This is a genomic window from Streptomyces sp. NPDC016851 (assembly GCF_055562795.1).
In genome coordinates, this window is the sequence record NZ_JBVHEP010000019.1 from 134,356 (window position 1) to 157,011 (window position 22,656).

At 72.1% G+C, this 22,656-nt stretch carries 19 protein-coding genes and 1 pseudogene; 7 read left to right on the forward strand and 13 right to left on the reverse strand.

Annotated elements, in window-relative coordinates; genetic code table 11:
* Positions 1 to 25 precede the first annotated feature (25 nt).
* Positions 26 to 649 (forward strand): chorismate mutase, encoded by a 624-nt coding sequence (locus ACZ3I3_RS27805; RefSeq protein WP_467369509.1) that lies wholly within the window; start codon positions 26 to 28, stop codon positions 647 to 649.
* On the opposite strand, the gene ACZ3I3_RS27810 is transcribed toward ACZ3I3_RS27805, so the two are convergent.
* The 8 genes from ACZ3I3_RS27810 to ACZ3I3_RS27845 all read right to left on the reverse strand — a co-directional run bounded on the left by ACZ3I3_RS27810 (position 646) and on the right by ACZ3I3_RS27845 (position 9,754).
* Positions 646 to 1,089 (reverse strand): DUF779 domain-containing protein, encoded by a 444-nt coding sequence (locus ACZ3I3_RS27810; RefSeq protein WP_467369511.1) that lies wholly within the window; start codon positions 1,087 to 1,089, stop codon positions 646 to 648. The genes ACZ3I3_RS27805 and ACZ3I3_RS27810 overlap by 4 nt on opposite strands.
* An 81-nt stretch (positions 1,090 to 1,170) precedes the next feature.
* Complete coding sequence (locus tag ACZ3I3_RS27815; protein ID WP_467369513.1) at positions 1,171 to 2,013, reverse strand: SDR family oxidoreductase; 843 nt, start codon at positions 2,011 to 2,013, stop codon at positions 1,171 to 1,173.
* A 29-nt stretch (positions 2,014 to 2,042) separates the two neighbouring features.
* Complete coding sequence (locus ACZ3I3_RS27820) at positions 2,043 to 3,230, reverse strand: NAD(P)/FAD-dependent oxidoreductase (RefSeq protein ID WP_467369515.1); 1,188 nt, start codon at positions 3,228 to 3,230, stop codon at positions 2,043 to 2,045.
* The gene (locus ACZ3I3_RS27825) at positions 3,227 to 3,424 is read right to left on the reverse strand and encodes a ferredoxin (RefSeq protein WP_467369517.1); all 198 of its coding nucleotides are present in this window, start codon (positions 3,422 to 3,424) and stop codon (positions 3,227 to 3,229) included. Before ACZ3I3_RS27825 ends, ACZ3I3_RS27820 begins: the two co-directional genes overlap by 4 nt.
* Positions 3,425 to 3,461: 37 nt before the next feature.
* Positions 3,462 to 4,703, reverse strand: a complete 1,242-nt coding sequence (locus tag ACZ3I3_RS27830; protein WP_467369518.1) for a cytochrome P450 — start codon at positions 4,701 to 4,703, stop codon at positions 3,462 to 3,464.
* 71 nt (positions 4,704 to 4,774) lie between these two features.
* The gene (locus tag ACZ3I3_RS27835; protein ID WP_467369519.1) at positions 4,775 to 6,274 is read right to left on the reverse strand and encodes an MFS transporter; all 1,500 of its coding nucleotides are present in this window, start codon (positions 6,272 to 6,274) and stop codon (positions 4,775 to 4,777) included.
* Between the two features lie 95 nt (positions 6,275 to 6,369).
* A complete protein-coding gene (locus tag ACZ3I3_RS27840) occupies positions 6,370 to 8,412 on the reverse strand; it encodes a CocE/NonD family hydrolase (protein ID WP_467369521.1) in 2,043 nt (680 codons plus the stop codon).
* A 46-nt stretch (positions 8,413 to 8,458) separates the two neighbouring features.
* A complete protein-coding gene (locus ACZ3I3_RS27845; RefSeq protein WP_467369522.1) occupies positions 8,459 to 9,754 on the reverse strand; it encodes an ATP-grasp domain-containing protein in 1,296 nt (431 codons plus the stop codon).
* A gap of 211 nt (positions 9,755 to 9,965) precedes the next feature.
* On the opposite strand from ACZ3I3_RS27845, the gene ACZ3I3_RS27850 reads away from it, so the two are divergent.
* Positions 9,966 to 10,871, forward strand: a complete 906-nt coding sequence (locus ACZ3I3_RS27850) for an SDR family oxidoreductase (protein ID WP_467369524.1) — start codon at positions 9,966 to 9,968, stop codon at positions 10,869 to 10,871.
* A gap of 21 nt (positions 10,872 to 10,892) precedes the next feature.
* Here ACZ3I3_RS27850 and ACZ3I3_RS27855 read toward each other — a convergent pair whose 3' ends face one another.
* Positions 10,893 to 13,301 carry a SpoIIE family protein phosphatase gene (locus ACZ3I3_RS27855; RefSeq protein ID WP_467369526.1) on the reverse strand — a complete coding sequence of 803 codons (2,409 nt, stop codon included), beginning with the start codon at positions 13,299 to 13,301 and terminating at the stop codon, positions 10,893 to 10,895.
* Between the two features lie 97 nt (positions 13,302 to 13,398).
* Positions 13,399 to 14,016 carry a LysE family translocator gene (locus ACZ3I3_RS27860; protein WP_467369528.1) on the reverse strand — a complete coding sequence of 206 codons (618 nt, stop codon included), beginning with the start codon at positions 14,014 to 14,016 and terminating at the stop codon, positions 13,399 to 13,401.
* 111 nt (positions 14,017 to 14,127) lie between these two features.
* Between ACZ3I3_RS27860 and ACZ3I3_RS27865 the strand changes: the two genes are divergently transcribed.
* On the forward strand, positions 14,128 to 14,580 hold the full coding sequence (locus ACZ3I3_RS27865; protein ID WP_020275150.1) for an Lrp/AsnC family transcriptional regulator: 453 nt from the start codon (positions 14,128 to 14,130) through the stop codon (positions 14,578 to 14,580).
* Positions 14,581 to 14,633: 53 nt separating this feature from the next.
* Here ACZ3I3_RS27865 and ACZ3I3_RS27870 read toward each other — a convergent pair whose 3' ends face one another.
* Positions 14,634 to 15,584, reverse strand: a complete 951-nt coding sequence (locus ACZ3I3_RS27870; RefSeq protein ID WP_467369530.1) for an aminoglycoside phosphotransferase family protein — start codon at positions 15,582 to 15,584, stop codon at positions 14,634 to 14,636.
* Positions 15,585 to 15,760: 176 nt separating this feature from the next.
* On the opposite strand from ACZ3I3_RS27870, the gene ACZ3I3_RS27875 reads away from it, so the two are divergent.
* The 3 genes and pseudogenes from ACZ3I3_RS27875 to ACZ3I3_RS27885 all read left to right on the forward strand — a co-directional run bounded on the left by ACZ3I3_RS27875 (position 15,761) and on the right by ACZ3I3_RS27885 (position 18,449).
* Entirely contained in the window at positions 15,761 to 16,597 is an 837-nt protein-coding gene (locus tag ACZ3I3_RS27875; RefSeq protein ID WP_467369532.1) for an alpha/beta fold hydrolase, read from the forward strand.
* 86 nt (positions 16,598 to 16,683) lie between these two features.
* Positions 16,684 to 17,652 (forward strand): annotated as a pseudogene (locus tag ACZ3I3_RS27880) (AraC-like ligand-binding domain-containing protein); the annotation flags it as partial.
* A 116-nt stretch (positions 17,653 to 17,768) separates the two neighbouring features.
* A complete protein-coding gene (locus tag ACZ3I3_RS27885) occupies positions 17,769 to 18,449 on the forward strand; it encodes a DUF5701 family protein (RefSeq protein WP_467369534.1) in 681 nt (226 codons plus the stop codon).
* Between the two features lie 108 nt (positions 18,450 to 18,557).
* On the opposite strand, the gene proP is transcribed toward ACZ3I3_RS27885, so the two are convergent.
* Positions 18,558 to 20,054 carry a glycine betaine/L-proline transporter ProP gene (gene proP / locus ACZ3I3_RS27890; RefSeq protein WP_467369536.1) on the reverse strand — a complete coding sequence of 499 codons (1,497 nt, stop codon included), beginning with the start codon at positions 20,052 to 20,054 and terminating at the stop codon, positions 18,558 to 18,560.
* A gap of 215 nt (positions 20,055 to 20,269) precedes the next feature.
* Here proP and ACZ3I3_RS27895 point away from each other — a divergent pair, with 215 nt between their 5' ends.
* On the forward strand, positions 20,270 to 21,781 hold the full coding sequence (locus ACZ3I3_RS27895) for an MFS transporter (protein WP_467369537.1): 1,512 nt from the start codon (positions 20,270 to 20,272) through the stop codon (positions 21,779 to 21,781).
* Positions 21,782 to 22,072: 291 nt separating this feature from the next.
* Here the strand turns inward: ACZ3I3_RS27895 and ACZ3I3_RS27900 are convergent, their stop codons facing one another.
* Positions 22,073 to 22,573, reverse strand: a complete 501-nt coding sequence (locus ACZ3I3_RS27900; RefSeq protein ID WP_467369539.1) for an ATP-binding protein — start codon at positions 22,571 to 22,573, stop codon at positions 22,073 to 22,075.
* Positions 22,574 to 22,656 lie beyond the last annotated feature (83 nt).

The window sequence follows — 22,656 nt, forward strand, 5'->3', positions numbered from 1 at the left end:
CACGCCCCCACGGAAGGACACTCCTGTGCGCCCTCGACGTCTCCGGTCCGCCCTCACCCTCCTCGGCACCCTGACGGCCGCGGCCACTCTGGCCGTCGGTACGGCCGGCCCGGCCACCGCCGTGGAGCAGTCCGCTTCCGTGCGTCACACGGCTGCCGCCGCGCACGGCCTGACGCCGGTGACCGAACTGCTCACCCAGCGACTGCTGCTGGCCGACAAGGTCGCCGCCGCCAAGTACGGCACGGACACGCCGATCGACGACCCGGAGCGCGAGGCGCGGATCCTGGACGACGTCCGCACCCGGGCGGCCGGTCTCGGCCTCGACCCGGATGCCGTGGCCGCCGTGTTCCGGGACCAGATCGAGGCGAACAAGCTGGTGCAGCGCGGCCTGTACGCCCGCTGGGACGCGCACCCCGCCGAGCGTCCGACCGAGCGGCCCGACCTGGCCAAGGAGGTCCGCCCGGCCCTCGACCGCATCACCACACAGCTACTGGCCGCGCTCGACGACACGGAACGGGCCCGGGCCCTGCCGTCGTGCGGCCCGCGCCTGGCCACGGCCGCCGGCTGGTCGGCGTACACCCACCGGCTCGACACGCTGCACCTGAAGGCGCTCGGGCGGGCACTGCCGTCGGTGTGCGCCGCGCCCTAAGCGTCGCGGTCCGCCCCGGTCGGCAGGGGCGGTTCCGACTCGATGCGGCGCAGTTCCTCGTCGGTGAGGAGGCGGGAGCGCAGCAAGAAGCGGACGCCTTCCGGGGCCTCCAGGGAGAAGCCGCTGCCGCGGCCGGGGACCACGTCCACGGTGAGGTGGGTGTGCGACCAGTACGCGTACTGGTCCCCGCTCATCCAGAACGGGGTGTCCCCGGCCACGTGCCCCAGCAGGACATCACCGGCACCGACCCGGAACTCGCCGCGCGGGTAGCACATCGGGGAGCTGCCGTCGCAGCAGCCGCCGGACTGGTGGAACATCACCGGCCCGTGCGTCCCGGTCAGCCGCCGCAGCAGCTCCTCTGCGGCGGGCGTCAGTTCGACACGTCCCGTGCGCACGGTCGTCGGCAGCACGCCGGGGTCGGGGGCGGGTGAGTCGGTCATGGGGTACCTCCCTGCGGTAGGGGTGCCCCGCCATGGTCGCCCGGAAGGGTCCGTCTCGGAAACCCGGTGCCCCGGGGAACGTCAGCCGGCACCCCGCATGTGTCGGCGGATCCAGGCCGCCTGACCACCGTCGACCAGGAGGTCGCTGCCGGTGATGTACCGCGCCTCGGGGCCGGTGAGGAACGCCACCGCGTCGGCGATCTCGCCGGGCGTGCCCGGCCGGCCCGCACCGCACGCGTCGAGCATCGCGAGCATGTGCCCGCCGGCGTCCGAGTCGGCCTCCGCCTTCGCCATGGCCGTGGCGATGACACCGGGGCTGAGGGTGTTGACCCGGGCGCCGAGCCGGTTCCAGGCGAGGGCGGCGGCCTGCACGCGTACCTGGTTGGCGCGTTTGGCCAGGATGTACGCGGCGGTCGCGTCGTCACCGAGGGCCGTGACCGCCTTCAGAGCGAGCAACTCCTCGGCGGGAGCCGTCGCCAGGGCGGTCTCGTCCTCGTCGTCGAGCGAGGCCATGTGCCCGGCCAGGCTGGCGACACACACCAGCGAGGTGCCGCTGACGGCCACCTTCTCGAACGCCTCGATCACGTACACCGTGCCGAGCAGGTCCACGTCGAGGATCCCGCGGACCGAGGCCGTCGCGGCGGCGACACCGGCGGTGTGCACCACGGCGGTGATCCGGCCCTGCTCCGCCGCGGTGCGGGCGAGCCGCTCCACCGACGCACGGTCGGAGACATCCGTCGGCACGCCCCGCACGGCGTATCCCTCCGTGCCCAGCTCCGCCACGACCTGATCGAGCCGCTCGCGTGCGTGGTCGGCGAGGATCAGCGTCCGTCCGCTGCCCAGCCGTCGCGCGACCGCCGTGCCCATCCCGCCCGCTCCGGTGACGACGACCACGTCACGCGCGTCGTCCGTACGGTTGTCCATGTGCGATCTCCTTGGGTGGAGGGTCGGGGTCACGCCGCCTCGGTGCCGGCGGCCGGTACGAGGTCGCGCCAGGCCGTCCCGCCCGCGATCGCCTGCCGCCAGGCGCGGACGGCCCTGGGCGGCATGCCGACCGCCAGGGCGCCGGTCAGCCGCTCGCCCGTGCGGTAGACGGCCACGAACCTGCGCTCGGCCAAGTCACCGTCCACGACGGCGACTTCGTCGTGCCCGCGCAGAAAGCCGTACGCCTGGACCCTCATGTCGTACTGGTCGGACCAGAAGTACGGCACCGGCGCGAACGGCCTGCGCGCGTCCGGCGCGGCGAGCAGGTTCCGGGCGGCGGCCATGCCCTGCTCGGCGGCGTGCGTACGGTGCTCGATCCGCATGGACGTCCCGAACAGCGGGTTGTCCCAGCGGGCCACGTCACCGGCCGCGTACACCCCCGGCGCGGCCTCGCAGTACGCGTCGCAGAGCACGCCGTCGCCGATGCGCAGCCCGCTGCCCGCCAGCCACTCGGTGTTGGGCAGCGAGCCGACGGCGACCAGGACCTCGTCGGCCTCGACCACCTCGCCGTCCGCGAGCCGCACGCCCCCGTCGGTCACCCCGGTCACGGTGACGCCCGTGCGCAGGTCCACACCGTGGTCGCGATGGGCCTGCGAGAGCACCTGGCCGACCTCGGTGCCGACGGCGTGCGCCAGCGGCACGGGAGCCGGTTCGAGCAGGGTCACGCGGGCGCCGAGCCGCCAGGCCACCGCGGCGGCCTCGGCGCCGAGGAACCCGGCGCCCACCACGACCAGCCGGCAGCCCGGCTTCAGCCTCTCGCGCAGGGCGAGGGCGTCGTCCAGGGTGCGCAGCACATGGGCGCCGCCGTCGCCGGGCAGCCGCCGCGGGCGCACACCGGTGGCCACGATCATCCCGTCGTACGGCACCCGCGCCCCGTCGGCCAGACGCACCGCACGGTCCGTCACATCCAGCCCGGTCGCCGCCGTCCCCAGCCGCAGGTCGAGGCCGAGGGCGTCGAGGTCGGCCCGCGGGCGCAGCGGGAGCCGTCCCGTGTTCCACTCGCCGGAGAGGATCTGCTTGGACAGCGGGGGACGGTCGTAGGGGGCGTGCGGCTCGTCGCCGACGAGGGTGAGCGTGCCGTCGTAGCCCGCCCGGCGCAGGGTCTCGGCCGCCGCGAGTCCGGCGGCCGAGGCGCCGACGACCACGACGCGCCTCACCGCTCCACCAGCCGGATCGCCGCGGCCGGGCAGACCGCCACGGCCTCGCGCACGTCGTCGAGGAGTTCCTCACCGGGCCGCTCCGCCAGCAGGATCGCGACACCGTCGTCCTCCCGCTGGTCGAAGACGTCGGGAGCGGCCATCACGCACTGCCCCGACGCCACGCACTTCGGCACGTCCAGTTCCACACGCATGCTTGTCACCTCGGTTGTCTCGGAGTGGGGGGAGGGGTCACCAGGCCACGGGCAGGCTGTGCACGCCGTAGGTGGTCCCGGTGTGGTCGAACTCCAGCTCCTCGATCCCGGCGGCCAGCCGCAGGGTCGGGACGCGGCGGTAGAGGGTGCCGTAGACGACCTGGAGCTCCAGGCGGGCCAGGTTCTGGCCCAGGCACTGGTGCGGGCCGTAGCCGAACGCCTGGTGGATCCGGGCCGGTCGGGAGATGTCCAGCCGCTCCGCCCCGGGGAAGACCTCCGGGTCCCAGTTCGCGGCGTGCAGGTCGAAGATGATGCCGTCGCCCTTGCGGATGACTACGTCACCGATCTCGATGTCGTCCTTGGCGACCCGGCGGACTCCGGTCTGGACGATGGACAGGTAGCGCAGCACCTCGTCCACCGCGTTCGCGACCACCTTCGGGTCGTCGGTCTCGCGCAGCAGGGCGAGCTGGCCGGGGTGCTGGAGCAGGGCGAGGGTGCCCAGGCTGATCATGGTGGCGGTGGTCTCGTGACCGGCGATCAGCATCGCCACGCCCATGTGGACGGCCTCGGTGTGCGACATCTCGCCCGCCTGGACGCGGCCGGCCAGCTCGGAGAGCACGTCGTCGTCCGGGTCGGCCGTCTTCCGCGTGACCAGGTCGTCCAGGTAGGCGGCCAGCTCACCGCTGACCCTCCGGGCCTCCTCCGGCGGTGCCGAACCGTCCAGCACCAGGCTGCTGCTGCGCTGGAAGAAGTCGTGGTCCTCGTAGGGGACTCCGAGCAGTTCGGCGATGACCAGCGACGGCACGGGGAGCGCGAACGCCGTGAGCAGATCGACCGGGTTGGGGCCGGCCAGCATCTCGTCGATCAGGTCGTCGACGATCTTCTGGACCGGCTCGCGCATCTTCTCGATCCGCTTGACCACGAACGGCCCGTTGACGGTCCGCCGCAGCCGCGTGTGCTCCGGGGCGTCCGTGTTCGTGATGAGCCGTGGTGTGATCGGCGCGATCTCCGCCCGGTGCGCGTTGACGTACGGAAAGCCGGGGTCGAGGTCGTCGTCGCTGACGCGCGGGTCGGGCAGCAGGGCCCGCTGGTCGGCGTGCCGGGTGACCAGCCAGGGCGTGCTGCCGTTCCAGATCCGTACCCGGGTGATCGGCTGCCCGGACCGCAGCTCCTGCGCGGCCGGGGCGGGCGCCAGCGGGCGATCCGCCGCCCGCGGCAGCGGGTACTCGTGCAGCGGCCCGGAGGCGCCGGTGACGGGGCACGTCAGGGCATCGGACATGACATCTCCTCAGGGGTGGGGGAGGCGAGGGTGAGATCGCATGCACAAAGCGGGGGCTTGGTGGACGCCGTTCAGGAGCGCGCGGCGGAGAACTCCGCCTGCGCGGCGGGGCCTTCCGCCACCGGGGCGGGTTCCGAGGGGGCCTGCCGGCGCGGGAGGAAGGACGCGAGGAAGAAGGCCAGGAGGGCCGCCCCGGCGCCGATGGCCATGACCGTCCTGAAGCCGTTCTCGGAGGGCAGGGCGTGGCCGCCGTAGCCGGTGGTCATCTGCGCCAGGATGACGCCGGCGAGGGCACTGGCGAACGACGTGCCCATGGAACGCATCAGGGTGTTGAGGCTGTTGGCCGCGGCCGTCTCGGAGGCGGGCACGGCGCCCATGATCAGGGCGGGCATGGCGCCGTAGGCGAAGCCGACGCCGCCGCCGATGACGCAGGCGACCAGGACGATGTGCCAGACCTCGGACATCAGCACGAGGCTCAGGCCGTAGCCGGCGGCGACGACGACCGCGCCGGTCATCAGGGTGACCTTCGGCCCCTTCGCCCTGGTGATGCCCGCGGACACGGCGGACATGGCCATCATCACCAGTCCCTGCGGGGCCAGGATCAGACCGACGGCCAGCATCGACTTGCCCAGCCCGTAGCCGGTCTGCTCGGGCAGCTGGAGGACCTGCGGCAGGACGAGCGACATGGCGAACATCGAGAAGCCGAGCGCGACCGAGGCGAGGTTGGTGAACAGCACCTGCCGGCGCGCGGTGGTCCGCAGATCCACCAGCGGCTGGGCGGTGCGCAGCTCGTACCACCCCCACACCAGGAAGAGCGTGGCCGCGGCGCCGAACAGCCCGAGGGTGGTGCCGCTGGTCCAGCCCCAGTCGCCGCCCTTGGAGACGGCCAGCAGCAGGGACACCAGCGCGGCGGACAGTCCGAGCGAGCCGGGCAGGTCGAAGCTGCCGCCGGTGCGGACCTTCGACTCGGGCACGACCAGCACTACCAGTGCCAGGGCGGCGGCACCGAGGACGGCGGAGATCCAGAACAGCGTGTGCCAGTCGTAGCGGTCGGCGATGAACGCCGCCGTGGGCAGCCCGAGGGCACCGCCGACACCGAGGGAGGCGCTCATCAGGGCGGTGGAGCCGGCCAGCCGCTCGGCGGGCAGGACGTCCCGCAGGACGCTGATGCCGAGCGGGATGACGGCCGCCGACAGGCCCTGCAGCGTCCGGCCGACGACCATCGGGACGAGCGAGTCGCTCAGGGCGCAGACGACCGAGCCGGACACCAGCAGCACGATGCTGACCAGAAGCATGCGGCGCTTGCCGAACATGTCGCCGAGGCGTCCGACGACCGGCGTGGCGACGGCGGCGGCGAGCAGCGTGGCGGTGACCGCCCAGGCGGCGTTCGACGGCGAGGCGTGCAGGTACTTCGGCAGCTCGGGGACGATCGGGATGACCAGGGTCTGCATCAACGAGACCACGATCCCGGCGAGGGCGAGCACCGCGACCACGGCGTTCGGTCTGGGCGGTCCGGGTGGTCCGGGTGGGGCGAAGGCCCCGGCCTTCGCGTGGCGGGTGGTGTCGGACATGGCGGGGCCTCCGTGGAGCGGGGAGCAAGGTGCTTGACTTAGGCAAACAGATGCTTGTTGCCTAAGTCAAGCAACCTTCCTCGCTCCGGTCCCCGCTACAGCAGGTCGCGCGGGACCTTCTCGTTCCAGGTGCGGGAGAACACCCGGCGATCGGCTTCGTACGCGTCCAGGGTCGCGTCCACGAAGAAGTCCGAATCGTCACAGCTCAGCCGGGTGTGCGTGACCACCCGCACGTCCCAGTCGTCCCGCTGGAATCGCATGGTCCACGTGGATTCGCCGCCGACCGAGGTGAAGTCGTCGGCGACCGCCGTGTAGCGCTCGCGGGCGCGGCGCCCGGCCTCCAGGCCGATGTGCTCGAAGCGGACCGTGCCCCGGTCCTTCACGATGTCCAGCTCGGATCGGTAGCCGATCAGGTCCCGCTTGACCTCCCAGCGCTCCTCCGGGGGCGTGACCTGGCTCGTCTCGAGTGGGGGAGTGCCCTCGGGCTCGCCGAAGGGGGACGCCGGCACCTCGTCAGGTTCCTCCACCGGCCGCACCGGCAGGGTGAGCGTGCTGGAGTGCTCGTGGACGCTCAGCAGGGCGGGCTTCGGCGCCGGCCAGGCCAGCGGCCAGTAGGACGTGGAGAGGGAGAGCCGGATGCGGTGGCCGGGCGGGAACGCCTGGGCCACTCCGTTCAGCGGGACCGTGGCGCGATAGCGGCGGCCCGGCTCCAGCGGCTCGGGGGACTCCGTGCCGTCGCGGCGGGTGAGGTTCACGATGCCGTACGAGACTCGGGTCGCGGAGCCGTCCGGGCTCACGTCGGACAGCCGCGCGGCCACCATGGCGACCGGTTCGCTGACCGACAGGTCGAGTTCCACGGTCGGTGAGCCGAGGATCTCCACCTGCTCGGTCAGCGGCTCGGTGTCGAAGACGAGGGAACCGCCGTCCTCCTCGCGCTGGTCGTACGGAAGGTCCGGGGGCGCGTTGTAGGACGCCCACTTGCCCGCGAACTGTCCTACGGACAGCGGCGACTGCACGGTCATCGCGTCGCCCTCGGGGAGGCTGCCCTCGTCCGTCGCCTCCCGCGCAGGCCCGATCGTGTGCCGGGTGAGCGGATGCACGGCCTGCCGGATGTGCGGGGAGGGCCAGTCCGGCTCGCCGACCCAGCGTCCCGGCCGCTCCTCGTACGCGGTGGAGGGCGGCACGCTGTCCTGCATCCACGCCTGCAGCATGGGGCCGTCCATGACGCCGTTGTCGACGCCCTTGAGCCAGTGGTCCCACCACCGGACGAGCTCCTGGAGGTAGCCGATCGCCGGTCCGGGCTCCCCGAGGTGGGGGAACTTGTGCGACCAGGGGCCGATCAGCCCCTTGCGGGGCACGTCCAGGTTGCCGAGCAGCCGGGTCACGGCGTTGGAGTAGCCGTCCGCCCAGCCGCTGGAGGCCAGGACGGGGCAACGCACGCTGCCGTAGTCCTCGCACACCGAGGCGTGCCGCCAGTAGTCGTCCCGGCGCTGGTGGCGCAGCCACTGCAGGACCCAGGGCTCGGTGTGCTCCAGCCGTTCCTGCCACATCTCGCGCCAGCGGTCGCCGACCACGGACGGGTCGGGCGGGCAGGTGCCGTAGGCGAACATCGTGCCCGCCTCGGCCAGGTTGTCCGACAGCAGGGCGCCGCCCATGTAGTGCATGTCGTCGGCGTGCCGGTCGTCGGTGAAGGAGGCGATGGCGATGGCCTTCAGGCCCGGCGGCTGCCGGGCCGCCACCTGGAGCGCCGCGAACGCGCCCCACGAGATGCCCATCATGCCCGCGCCGCCGTCACACCAGGGCTGTTCCGTCAGCCAGGCCAGGACCTCCTCCGCGTCCGCCTGCTCCCGCTCCAGGTACTCGTCGCGCAGCACGCCCTCCGAGTCGCCGGTGCCGCGCAGGTCGACGCGGACACAGGCGTAGCCGTGACCCGCCAGGTACGGGTGGTGGATCGAGTCGCGTACGGCCGTGAGGTCCCGCTTGCGGTACGGGATGTACTCCAGCACCGCGGGCACCGGCTCATGGTCCGACGAGGTGGGACGCCAGATGTGCGCGGAGAGCCGGACCCCGTCGGACATCGGGATCGTGACGTGCTCTTCTTCCTTCGTGGCGTAGGGCAGGTTGGTCACGTAACGCATGGAACCCGCGTGCTCCTTACTCTCGGGGGTTCACTCCGGCCGGGCTTCACTCCGGCGGGGGCTCGTCGAAGACGAGGCCCAGTTCCGCCACGCAGTGGTCGAACTTCTCCCGCAGCTCCGCCTCGTCCGCCCCGCCGGTGTAGATGTGCGCCAACTCGTAGCTGTAGCTGTCCTGTCCGGGGAGGTCCGAGAGCCGGGTGCCCTCCTCGGGGACCACCTCGATGCGCACGCCCGGCGTCTCCCGCTCGATGCGGGCGATCTCCTCGGGCCCGGGCACCTGGCGCACCACACCGTCGGTGAACCAGCGGTGGTACCACTTCGCCGCCATCGCGTACGGGCCCTCGCGGTGCGGCATGCGCGGGTCCTCGCCGAGCGCGAGGCGCACCATGCAGTGGTGGTTGGGGACACCGTCGACGTACTGGAACAGCTCCGCGTGCGACTGTGAGTGCCGGGGGTTGATCTCCAGCAGGTTGATCGACTGCGTCCGCGGGTCGTAGAAGTACTCGATGCTGAAGGTGGCCGACTCCATGCCGATCTGCCGCATCACCCGCTCCGAGACGTCGTGGAGCTCCGCGATGACCGCCGGCGGCAGCGTCGAGGGGTACTGGTGGCGCAGGAAGCAGGGGGAGTCCGGGTACTGGATCGAGTCCAGCACTCCGTAGACGGTCACCTCGCCCTGGTGGGTGTAGCCCTCGACGGCGACCTGGACGCCGGACATCGCCTCCTCAGCCAGACAGACCCGGCCGCCGACGCCGTCCATCTCCGGGGGCAGGTCGATGCGTTCGAGGATGTGCTCGAAGGGGCGGCCGATACGGGAGATGCCCTCGCGGATCTCGGTGACGGCCTTGCGGAACTCCTCCTCGTCATCGACTCCGAAGGCGAGTTCGGACGAGTAGGAGAGCGCGGGCTTGACCCACATCGGGAAGGTCACCTTCTCGGGCGGGCGAGGCGGCTCGGCCGACAGGTCGACCCGGTCGAAGCCCGGGTGCCGGTCGGTCGCCTTCTGCTGCTCGAGACGGCTCCAGTACTTGTGCTCGCACTTGACCACCGACTCCAGGCTGGTGCTCCGGGTCCCGTAGCGTTCGCTCAGCATCGGCACGAGGGTGCTGACCGGGAAGTCCCAGTAGCCGACGATCGCGTCGATGCTGCCGTCGAAGGCGTCCAGCACCTCCCGGGCCTTGTCGAACAGCGTGGGCAGGTGCACCTCGCCGACCTGGAGTTCCTCCACGGTCAGCAGTTGGTGAAAGCGCAGCCGGTCAGCTCCGGGAACCGCCCGCAGCGTCGGCAGATTGGCCTCGTCGAGCCCGATCACGAAGACGTTCTTCACCGTCTCGTCAGACACGGATCTCCTTCCGACAGCAGGCCCTCCGGTCGGGCCTTCCAAGATCGTCTGAGTACCCCTCGCGGGTGCGGCCATGCCGGTCGGCCCGGCACCGGCCCGGTGGCGACGGGGAACATGCCCGCCGCCGATGTGGGCACGCGGTGCGGGGAAGAAACGGCGTGAGCCCAGGTGAACGGCCGCGCCGTGGACGACACCGGCGAAAGGAGAGACCGTGCAGCCCGAGCAGGAACGGTCCGCACCACAGGTCGTGGCCGAGCCCGACCCGCCCTACGACTCCGACAAGCAGCAACGGCCCGGACTCGAGGCCGACATGCGCACCCCGCCGCGCTACCGGGCGAGCCGCTACCGGGCCAGCGGGAAGCTGGAGGGCAAGGCCGCGCTGATCACCGGCGGCGACTCGGGCATCGGGCGGGCGGTGGCGCTGCTGTACGCGCGGGAGGGCGCCGACGTCGCCATCGTCTATCTGCCCGAGGAGCAGGTGGACGCGGAGCGGGTCCGGCGCGAGGTGGAGGAGCAGGGACGGCGCTGTCTGCTGCTGCCGGGCCATCTCACCGACCCGGAGTTCTGCCGCGAGGCCGTCGAGCGGACGGCGGCGGAGCTCGGCGGGCTGAACATCCTGGTGAGCAACGCCGCGTACCTCAACAGCAAGCTCGAACTCGACCAGTTGACCGCCGAGGACTTCGACCGGACGTTCAAGACGAACGTCTACGCGTACTTCCACCTGCTCATGGCGGCGCTGCCGCACCTGGAGCCGGGTGACGCCGTCATCGCCACCGCGACCGAAGAGGCGCTCAAGGGCAGTACGACGATGATCGACTACGCGGCGTCGAAGGCCGCGCTGATCACCCTGACCAAGTCCGTCGCCGTGCACCTGGCCAAGCGCGGTGTGCGCGCCAACGTGGTCGCGCCGGGCCCGACCTGGACGCCGCTCAACGAGGCGGACCAGCACATGCCGCCGGACGGTCTCGCCCAGATCGGCAGCGAGGCCCCGCTCGAACGCGCGGCCCAGCCGGAGGAGATCGCGCCGACGTACGTCTACCTCGCCTCCGACGCCGACTCCAGCTACACGGTCGGCGAGGTCATCGCGGTGACCGGCGGCATCGTGGACACCCGGTAGCCGCCGGACACCGGCCGCCGGTCACAAGGACGGCTCCGCGGGCAGCGGTTGTTCCGCCCAGATGGTCTTGCCCGTGGGGGTCTGGCGGCTGCCCCAGCGTTCGGCGAGCTGGGCGACCAGCAGCAGTCCCCGCCCGCCCTCGTCGAACACGCGGGCCCGGCGCAGGTGGGGTGCGGTGCTGCTGCCGTCGGACACCTCGCAGATGAGCGCCGAGTCGCGGATCAGGCGCAGTTCGATGGGGGAACCGCCGTACCGCAGCGCGTTGGTGACCAGCTCGCTGACGATCAGTTCCGTGGTGAACCCGGCCTCCGCCAGACCCCAGGCGGCCAGTTGCTCGCCGGCCATCCTGCGGGCCCGGGCCACGGCCGTGGGCTCGGGCGGCAGCTGCCAGGTGCGCACCTTACCGGCGCCGAGCGCGGCGGTCCGGGCCAGCATCAGCACGATGTCGTCGGCGGGACGGCCGGTGAGCACGGTGCGCAGCACCTGCTCGCAGGTCTCCTCCAGCGCCTCGGCAGGGTCGGCCAGCGCCTCGCGGAGCAGGGTGAGCCCGACGTCCATGTCGTGGTCGGCGGCCTTGAGCAGCCCGTCGGTGTAGAGCGCGAGCAGACTGTTCTCCTCCAGCTCCACCTCGACGGCTTCGAACGGCAGGCCGCCCAGGCCCAGCGGCGGCCCGGTCGGCACCTCCAGGAACCGTACGGCGCCGTCGGGCGTGACCAGGGCGGGCGGCGGATGCCCGGCCCGGGCCATCGTGCAGCGGCGGGACACCGGGTCGTACACGGCGTACAGGCAGGTGGCGCCGACCTGCCCCGACGCCTCCGCCGACCGCCCGCGCGCCTCCGGGCCCTCTTCCCGGTCGATCCGGACGACGAGGTCGTCCAGCTGGGTGAGCAGCTCGTCGGGGGCGAGGTCGACGTCCGCGAGCGTCCGCACGGCGGTCCGCAGCCGGCCCATCGTGGCCGAGGCGTGGATGCCGTGCCCCACCACGTCGCCCACGACCAGGGCGACCCGGGTGCCGGACAGCGGGATCACGTCGAACCAGTCGCCGCCGATGTCCGCTCCGGAACCGGCCGGCAGATAGCGGTAGGCGACCTGCATCGCCGCCAGGTCCGGAGGCCGGTCGGGCAGGAGGCTGCGCTGGAGCGCCAGCGCCGTCCGGCGTTCCCGGGTGTAGCGGCGGGCGTTGTCCACGCTCACCGCCGCCCTGGCGACGATCTCCTCCGCGAGCAGCAGATCGTCCTCGCTGAACGACTCCGGCGTCCGGTGCCGCAGGAAGTGCACCAGCCCCAGGGTCACCCCGCGGGCGCGCAGCGGCACCATCATCACCGAGTGGATCATGTGCCTGCCCACCGACTCCTCGCGGGCCGGGGAGGACCTGATCCACTCCCGCAGCCCCGGATCCCCGGACCGGTTCCGGGAGCCGCGGCCGGCGACCAGCGTCCGCACCGGGAGCGAGTCCACGGGGTAGAGCGTGGCGTCGCCCGAGGCGACCACCGACTCCGGGCAGCCCTCCAGCACCGACCGCTGGGCGGTGCGCCGCACGGTGACCGGCGCGTCCGGCAGCACCGGTTCCGGCTCGTCGCCCAGGGTGACGGACTCCAGCAGGTCCACGGTGACGAAGTCCGCGAACCCGCTGACGGCCACCTCGGCCAGCTCCTCGGCCGTCCGGGTCACGTCCAGGGTGCTCCCGATCCGCAGGCTCGCCTCGTTGAGCACCGCCAGCCGGCGGCGGGCCCAGTCCTGCTCCGTGGTGTCGAACACGGTCGCGGACATGCCCTGCACCGCACCGGTCTCGTCCGTCAGCGGCGACATGAACATCGACCAGGCGTGGCGCCGGGTCTCGCCCGGGGCCGTGCCGTGCTGCTCGTGGAAGAGCGTCTCGCCGGTGCGCAGGACCTCGCGCTGCAGCCGGTCGTATTCGTCGAAGGGCGGGCCGGGTTCGATCTCCCGGAGCGTCAGGCCCTTCATCTCCTCCTCGGACCGGCCCATCACCTGGGTCATGATCTCGTTGGCGGCCACGAGCCGGGCGTCACGGTCGTAGACCGCCACCGGCACGGGGAGTTGTGTGAGCGTGAGGTCCCACAGGGTCAGGGCTCCGTGCCCGGCCCGCCTCGCCGTGTGCGCCGGTGCGGTGCCGGTGACGAGCCAGAGCCGTCTGCGGTCCGCGTCCAGCAGCGGCGTGCCGTGCAGCCGGACCACGACCCGGTCGCCGTCCCGGTGCCGCAGCGCCACCTCGCCGGCCCAGTGCTGTCCGTCGGCCACGTGACGTCGCGTGGAACCGGGCAGGCCGGCGGCGAGCAGGCGGGTGACGGCGCGGCCCACGACCTCCTCGGGTTCGTATCCGAGCAGCCGTCGGGCGCCGTCGCTCCACACCGCGATCGCTCCACGGGCGTCGACGACGACCGCCATGTCCTCCGGTACGCGTCCTTGCACGGTGCCTCCGGATGTGACGCCCCTGCCGCTTCCCCGGTCATCATCTCAGGAAGGTCCGCCGGGGACCCCTCGCCGGTTTCCCGGGGTGCACGCACCGTCAGCGGGCCAGTTGCTCCACCAGCAGGAAGCCGCCGATGACGATCATCATCGCGCCGGAGACGCGGGTGACCGCCCTGGCCGCCGCGGGCCTGGTCTTCAGCACGGTGCGGGCCAGGACTCCGACGGTGAGGTAGACGACGGCGCAGGCGGTCATGTGCAGGGTGCCGAGCAGGCCGGTCTGCGTGGCGACCGGCCAGCCGCCCGCGGGGTCGATGAACTGCGGGAACAGCGAGAAGTACAGCAGCAGCGCCTTCGGGTTGAGCCCGCTGATCCCGGCTCCCCTGAGCATGGTCCGCAAGCGGGAGGAGCCCACGTCGCCCTCGGGGGCCGTCAGGACGGCCGGCTGCCTCAGCACGCCGCAGCCGAGCCACACCAGGTAGCCGGCCCCGGCCACGGTCAGCGCGGTGAGCAGGGCCGCCGAGTTCGCCACGATCACCACCAGGCCCGCGACGGCGAGCAGGGTGTATCCCGCGTACCCCGCGACCAGCCCGGCGACCGCCGGGACGACCGACCGGCCCCTGATGCCCGCGGTGATCGCGTAGGCCCAGTCCGCGCCGGGGGTGAACACCAGCAGCAGATCCACTGCCAGAAAAGCCGCCAGTGTCGTCGTATCCATGGACCGGTCCCTCTCACGTGCTTTGTCGCGAGAGGAAGGCTAGGCCGGATCAGCCCGAAAGTGTTCCCTTCTTTACTCCTTGATCGCGGGATCTGGGGCAGAATCTTCTCCATGGATGCCCTGGACCGGAAAATTCTTACCGAGCTCCAGCTGGACGGCCGTCTCACGGTCACCGAGCTGGCCGCCCGAGTAAAACTGAGCGTCTCGCCCTGCCACCGCCGCCTGCGCGACCTCGAACGCGAAGGCGCGATCCGCGGCTACCGGGCGGTCGTGGACCCGGCCGCCGTGGGCCTCAATTTCGAAGCCCTCGTCTTCGTCACCCTGCACTGGGAGGACGCCGACACCGTCTCCGCGTTCGAAGAAGGCGTGGCCGCCGTCCCGCACGTGCTCCAGGCGCAGCGCCTGTTCGGCGACCCCGACTACCTCCTGCGCGTCGCCACCACCGACCTGGCCGCCTTCCAGCAGCTCTACGACCGGCAGCTCGCCCGGCTGCCCGGCGTCCAGCGCCTGAACTCCACCCTCGTCATGAAACACGTCGTCGACGACCGGCCCCTGCCCGAGTGAGCGGAGCCGGCCGCCCGGCGCTCAGCGGCCGAGCCGAGCCGGCCGCCCGGCGCTCAGCCGCCCAGGCCACCGGCGAACGGCATCGTCCGCCACTGTTCGACGGCTGGCTGCAACGCGTCCACGAGCATGGGCAGTTGGGGCGCGAGCGCGAGACACGCCACCGCGCGGGACATGCCCACGGCGTTGACGAGGCGCAGCACACCCTCGTCCAGCCGCCGCAGACCCCGGCGTTCGGCGGCCGTGTTGTAGGCGGCCTCGCATTGGGGGCCGAGAGCCGCCAGGTCCCACTCGACCGGTCCGAACGTGGTCAGCTCGAAGTCGGAGTACAGCTCGCCGTCCTTGGCGGTGACGATGTTGGCCGCGGGGGAGTCACCGTGGACCGTCTGGAACTCGATGCCCGGGAACGCCGCCTCGAACCCCGCGCGTGAGCTGATGACGGGCTCCAGGACCTCCCACTCGCGCCGCGCGCGGTCCAGGTCGGCCGGGGCCAGCAGGTCGGGCCGCCCTTCGAGCGCGGCAAGTCCCTCGGTGACGAACCGGGGTTCCGCCGCCGACAGGAACGGCAGCTCACCCGGGTACGAGCGCAGCGCGGAGTGCAGGCCGGCGACCAGGCCGGCGTTGTGCACGTAATCGGGCTCCACGCTCTGGTCCAGCTCGACGAACTGCCAGAACGTCATCGAGAAACCGTCCCGCAGCACCGGCTCCCGCGGCACCAGCGGGCTCGGCGGAATCACCGGGTGCCCCTGGTCCGCGAGCCACCCCGCCACATCGAGTTCCTGCCGCTGCCGCGCCGCCTGGGACTCGGGACCGGAGTACGACGGCAGGACGGTCGGCACCCGCACCACCACGGGCGACGGAGCGAGATGCACCACGACCGAGAACACGTCGTAGAGCACCCTCGCGTCGGTCACCGCGAGCCCCAGATCACGACCCGCGGCGACGGCCGCCGCGAGGGCGCGGGACGTGCGGGCCTCGATCTGATCGGACGTCAAAAAGCCTTCCATTCCGACGATGTTGTCACGCCGGCCACAGTCGGGCGACAGATTAACGGCTCTGTGAACACGGTCTCCCGTGCGCCCCCGGTCAAGAACCGGTGCGCTGCCCGGCAACCGGTCCAGCGGCCCCGGGTCTAGCGTGGCAAGGTCCGTCACCAGCCACCCCGGAACGAGGAAACCAGCGCATGCCCTACATCACCGTGGGCCAGGAGAACTCCACCGCCATAGACGTGTACTACGAGGACCACGGATCCGGGCAGCCGGTCGTCCTCATCCACGGCTTTCCGCTCGACGGCCACTCCTGGGAGCGGCAGAGTGCCGTGCTGCTCGACGCCGGCTACCGCGTGATCACCTACGACCGGCGCGGTTTCGGGCAGTCCTCGCAGCCGACGACCGGCTACGACTACGACACCTTCGCCGCCGACCTGAACACCGTGCTGGAGACCCTCGACCTGCGAGACGCCGTCCTCGTCGGCTTCTCGATGGGCACCGGCGAGGTCGCCCGGTACGTGTCCCGGTACGGCACCGGACGGATCGCCAAGGTCGCCTTCCTCGCCTCGCTGGAGCCCTGCCTGCTCAAGTCCGACGACAACCCGCAGGGGGTCGCCCCGAAGGAGTTCTTCGACGGGATCGTCGCGGCCGTCAAGGCGGACCGCTACGCGTACTACACGGACTTCTACAAGGACTTCTACAACCTCGACGAGAACCTCGGCACCAGGATCAGCGAGGAGGCCGTCCGCAACAGCTGGAACGTCGCCGCGGGCGGCGGCTCCTTCGCGGCGGCCGCCGCGCCGTCGACCTGGTACACCGACTTCCGGGCCGACATCCCGAAGATCGACGTGCCGGCCCTGATCCTGCACGGCACGGGCGACCGCATCCTGCCCGTGGAGGGCACGGCCCGGCTGTTCCACCAGGCCCTTCCGGCCGCCGACTACGTCGAGATCGAGGGCGCCCCGCACGGTCTGCTCTGGACCCACGCGGAGGAGGTCAACTCGGCGCTGCTCGCCTTCCTGGAGAAGTGATCACCCCCGGGCCGGGATGGTGACATCGTCGAGGCCGGCAGCGCATCGGCGCTGCCGGCCTTCGATGATGCCCAGGGGGGAACCAGGTGTCCGTCGTCCTGTCCACAGCGTCGCTCTCGGCCGCCGACCGGAGTGAGCGCTGGCACCACGCGGTGTCACGCACCTTCATACCGCTCGACGTACAACTCCTCGAGGACGATCCGTCGCCCGGGAGAATCGTCAGCAACCGGCTGGGCTCCTTACGGATCTCGCAGGTCCAGGCCGGCCCGCAGACGGTGACGCGCAGCCGCCGGCTGATCCGGGACGGCAAGGAGCACCTCATCCTCACCCTTCAGCAGCGGGGCACCGCCATCAAGGAGCAGGACGGCAGACAGGCGCGGATCGGCCCGGGCGACTTCTCCCTCTCCGACTCCTCCCGGCCGTTCCGGAAGACCGTGCAGGGCGACTTCTCCTTCACGTCCTTCCAGTTCCCCCGCACGGACCTCCGCGTGCGCGAGGAGGATCTGCGGGCGGTGACCGCCACGGCGTTCTCCGGACAGGAGGGCAGCGCCGCACTCGTGGCCGCGTACTTGGCGCGCCTGGCCCGCGAAGCGCCCGGTCTCGACGCCTTCGTCGGCCGCCAGTTCGCGGCCACCGCGCTCGACCTGCTGGCGGTGGTGATCAACGAGCAGTGCGGACGCTTCGCCTCCCCGGCCCCGGAGACCGCCGCGGCCACCCTCGTACGCGTCAAGGACCACATCCTGCGCCACCTCGCCGACCCCGGCCTGTCCCCGCCCGACATCGCCGCCGCGCACTGCATGTCCGTCCGCTATCTGCACAAACTGTTCCAGCTCGAGGGCGTGACGGTCGGGGAGTGGATCCGAACGCAGCGGCTGGAGCGGTGCCGCAGGGATCTTCTGCACTCCCCGGCCCTCGGGTACGGGGTCGCGGCCGTCGCCCGGCGCTGGGGTTTCGTGAGCCCCAGCCATTTCAGCCGCGCCTTCCGCGCCGCCTACGGTGTGACGCCCCGCGAGTGGCAGACGCAGGGCCTGTCCGGCGACGGGCGGCACGGAAAGGCAGACGGGCGGAAGGGACGGGCAGACCGGCGCAACGGAGGTGAAGGGGAGGGAACGCCTCCGGGAACCGGCGCGTTGCACAGGAGTTCGCCCACGTCACCGACCCTGGGAGCATCGTGCCCGACACCACGCCCGACCCGTCCACCGTCCTCCCCGCACTCCCGCCCCTGAGCGCGCAGGCCGAGCGGCTGATCGAGCTGGGGGTGCACGAGACCGCCGGGCTGTCCGCCGACGAGATCCGTACGTTCGCCGCCGAGACCGAGGCGGAGACCGCCTCCGAGACCGTCGGCGAGGGCGCCCTGCTGGCCGTGCATCCGGACAGAGCCCCCGCCTCCGCTCTCGCGCCGCTGCTGCGCCGCGACGGCAAACCGGGCTTCGTCGTCGTCGACATGCCCGACGTCGACGCCTTCACGCCCTGCGCCGTCGAACTGCCCGACACCCCGCTCTACGTCGTCACCGGCCTGGACCGCGGTGACCACATGGCCAACTGGAGCCCGGACGAGGCACTGCCCGCCCTCACCAAGGAGGACCGCACCCCGCTGCTGCTCACCGAGGGCATCCACTGGGTGCTCCAGCAGCCGGACGCCCTGGAGCGCAACCGCTGCTTCATGACCATCGGCTCCCGGCTGCGCAAGCCCGACGGCAGCCTGGACGCCCGCACCCCGGCGATCTGGATCAGCAACGGCACCGGACGCGACGGCCGCGAGCGCCGCAACGCCCCGAAGGTCGGCTGGTGCTGGTGGAACAACCGGCACACCTGGCTGGGCTTCGCCTCCACGACGGGCCGCAGGGCCTAGTCCCGAGAGCATCGGCACAGGGGAAGCGCGCCCGGGGCGGCGGCGGCCGGTACGACCGCCGCCGCCCCGGGCCTGCGACGCGGACGACCGCAGCCGTCCGACGGAACGTCAGAACCTGGGCCGAGGGGCCTGTTCCTCGACGATCCTCGCGGCCTCCGCCTGCGTCTCCACCGAGGGCGGGGAGCCGGCCAGGGGCTGGTTGGCGGTCTCCTTCATGCACAGCACGGCGATGACGCCGATGACCGCGGCCCCCGTGGAGTAGTAGGCGGGCATGAGGGTCGAGTCGAAGGTGCTGATCAGCGCGGTGATCACCAGGGGAGTCGTACCGCCGAAGATCGACGTGGCCAGGTTGTAGGCGACCGAGAGCGAGCCGTACCGGACGTGGGTGGGAAAGATCGCCGGGAGCGCGGCCGACATCGTGCCGAGCATCGTCACCAGGGAGAGCCCCAGCATCAGCAGGCCCAAGGCGATCAGGACGACACTGCCCTGCCGGATGAGCAGGAAGGACGGCACGGACAGGAAGAGGAACCCGAGCATCCCCGCCATCAGCAGCGGCCTGCGCCCGAAGCGGTCCGACAGCCGTCCGACCTGGTTGATGACACACATCTGAAGCACCATCACGAGCAGCAGGATCAGCAGCCCGTGGTTGGTCTCGTAGCCCAGCTCGTCGGACAGGTACGTCGGCATGTACGACAGCAGCATGTAGTCGGTGATGTTGTACGCCGCGACCAGCGCGAGGCACAGCAGCAGCGGCCGCCAGTACCGGGTGAAGATCTTGCCGAGGTCGGCGGCGGCCGAGGTCTCCACGGAGTCGGCGGCCTCGCTCGCCTTGACCTGGCCGCCCTCCAGTTTCTGGAAGGCGGGCGTCTCGTCCAGCTTCAGCCGCAGATACAGGCCGATGAAGCCGAGCGGGGCCGCGACCAGGAAGGGGATGCGCCAGCCCCACGCCAGCATCTGGTCGGCGCTGAGGAGCATCTGGAGGACGACGACGAGGCCGGAGGCCCCGACGTAGCCGGCGAGGGTGCCCAGCTCCAGGAAGCTGCCGAAGAAGCCGCGCCGCTTGTCGGGCGCGTACTCCGCGATGAACGTCGAGGCGCCCCCGTACTCCCCGCCGGTCGAGAAGCCCTGCACCAGCCGGAAGAAGATCAGCAGGGCCGGGGCCCACAGGCCGATGACGGCGTGCGAGGGGACGAGGCCGATGGCGAAGGTCCCCACCGCCATCATGATCATGGTGAGGGAGAGGATGCGCTTGCGGCCGACCTTGTCGCCGAGCGGCCCGAACACCATGCCGCCGAGCGGACGCACGAGGAAGGCCACCGCGAACGTCGCGAAGGAGCTGAGCAGCTGCGCCGTGTCGTTCCCGGACGGGAAGAACACCTTCCCGATGGTGGACGCCAGATAGCTGTAGATGCCGAAGTCGTACCACTCCATCGCGTTGCCGAGGGCGGCGGCCTTCGTGGCGCGCTTGACCGCCGCCTCGTCGGTCACGGTGATGTCGCTGCGGCGCAGCTTCGGGTGGCGTCGCTTCTCGATCGCCCGGAACAGCACCCGGTGTCGTCTCACGGCTGCGTGGTCCACCGACTCGTCGTTGTCGGGCGCCGCCATCACGTCGTTCCTTTCGCCGGTCGTCGATCCCAACCACAACGCCTGCACAGATCTCGCGCGCTCAAACGACCCCCTTCGCGCGGCACCCGGATGATCACTCCGGGTAACGGTCGGGTGCCTTCGGTGAGACCCGTGTCGCTGACCTGCGGTGGTGTGTCTGTGCCCCCGACGGGGAACTTGGTTCGCCGGTGCCCACCCGGCGAGAGGAGCCCCATGTGACAGCGTCAGCGGCGGGCGACCGGAACCAGGGCGCGCAGGAGGCCGGACACGAGCCGGATCCGCGCCGGTGGCGGGCCCTGTGGGTCACCCTGGTGGCCGGCTTCATGAGCCTGCTGGACGTCTCGATCGTGGCGGTCGCCCTGCCCTCCGTCCAGCGCGGCCTGGACGCCTCGCCCGCGCAGGTGCAGTGGGTCGTGTCCGGATACGCCCTCACCTTCGCCCTGGCGCTCGTCACCGCCGGCCGTCTCGGAGACGCGCTGGACCGGCGCCGCATCTTCCTGCTGGCCCTGAGCGGCTTCGTGCTCTTCAGCATGGCCTGCGGGGCGGCCCCCAGCATCACGCTGCTGGTGGTGGCCCGCCTCGCCCAGGGCCTGGCGGCCGGTTTCATGGCGCCCCAGAACTCCGCGCTCATCCAGCAGATGTTCCGCGGCGCCGAACGCGGCCGTGCCTTCGGCCTCTTCGGCGCCACCGTCGGCATCTCCTCCGCCGTCGGTCCGCTCGCCGGCGGCCTGATCCTCGCCCTGGCCTCCGGCGACCAGGGCTGGCGGTGGATCTTCTACGTCAACGTGCCCATCGGGATCCTCGCCGTCCTCCTCGGCCGCCGACTGCTGCCCCGCACCCGGCGGTCCGGCCGGCAGCACGTGGACCTGCCCGGCGTCCTGCTCCTCGGTCTCGGCGTCCTCGCACTGATGTATCCGCTGGTCCAGGCGGGCTCCGGGGGACTCGGCCGGCTGTGGTGGATGTTCCCCGCGGGTGCCGCGATCCTCTTCTGCTTCACCCGGTGGCAGCGTCGCCTCGTCGAGCGGGACGTCCAGCCGCTGCTCGATCCACGCCTGTTCACCACCGTGCGCGGCTACGCCGTCGGCGCCGGCGTCGGCACGCTCTACTTCATCGGCTTCAGCGGTGTCTGGCTGGTCTTCGCGCTCTTCTACCAGGACGGCCTGGGCTTCTCGCCGCTCCGGTCCGGCCTCGCCGTGACGCCCTTCGCCCTCGGCTCGGCCTGCGGGGCCGCGGTCGCCGGCCGGCTGGTGGACAGGCTCGGCCGCATGCTCACCGTGGGCGGCCTCACGGCCGTGATCGCGGGCCTGGGCGGCACCGCGCTGCTGCTGCGCTTCGCACCCCTCGACGTCGCGCCCTGGGTCGCCGCCCCGGTGCTGTTCCTCGGCGGCGTGGGCAGCGGCTGCGTGATCTCACCGAACATCACCATGACGCTGCGCGACGTGCCCGTGCGGATGGCGGGCGCGGCGGGCGGCGCCCTCCAGACCGGGCAGCGGCTCGGCGCCGCGGTGGGCACCGCCGCCCTGCCCGGTCTCTTCTACGTGGTGCTCGGCAGCGGCGACGACTACCGCGGCGCCCTCGCCACCGCACTGGGCGCCGCCCTCCTCGGCATGCTGGCCGCCCTGGCCCTCGCGACATCCGACTTCAAGCGCGACCGGCGGACGCGGCAGCAGCACGGGAAGTGCCCGGAGGACGTCGCCAACAGCCCCGTGCACGCCCGGCAGAGCTGATTCCGCGACGCACCGGCCGAGCACGGGAACGGCCCGCCGGTCGAGCACGGGAACGGCCCGCCGGTCGAGCACGGGAACGGCCCGCCGGTCGAGCACGGGAACGGCCCGTCGGCCGAGTACGGAACGCGCGCCCGGCCGAGCCCGGAAACGGCCCCCGACCGAGCACGGAACGCGCCCCGGCCGAGTACCGAAACGGGCCGGCTGGCCGAGCCCGGAAACGGCCCCCAGCCGAGCGCGGAAACGGCCTGCCGGCCGAGCGAGGAAACGGTCGGCCGCGTACGGGGACGCGGCTCAGCCGGCGGTCAGCACGGCCTGCCCGGCGCCGGAGCTCACCTGGTCGTTCGGGGCCAGCCGCAGGTAGGCCGTGATCTGCTTCCCCCTCGCGCGTTGCGCCACGGCGACCCGGTCGCTGACCGTGTGCACCAGCCGCAGCCCATGGCCGCCCACGCGGAACCGGTCCCCGTGCTGCACCGCGGGCTGCTCCGCCGAGGTGTCCCGCACGGTGATGGCCAGCCTTCCCCGGAACAGCCGCAGGATCAGCTCGCAGGGCCCGGGAGCATGCCGGATGGCGTTGGTGACCAGTTCGCTGACGACGAGTTCGGCATCCATGGCCAAAGAGGCCGGAACCGGGGCGAGGGCGGTGTGCGGGCCGTGGGCGAGGAAGGCGCGCAGGGCCAGACGCGCGTCGACGGCGCTTGCCGCGCCGTCCGCCCAGACCGCGCCGAAGCGCAGCGTGGCGTGCTCGTCCGCGCCCGGCCGATCTGCCGCCTGCTTCCCAAGCGGGAGGACCATACGGAGGCTCTTTCGTTGTGTTCGCCCCAGCGGGGCGGCTCTGTCGCCCTCCGTTTACCCGGGTCCGGACCACGCATACCAGG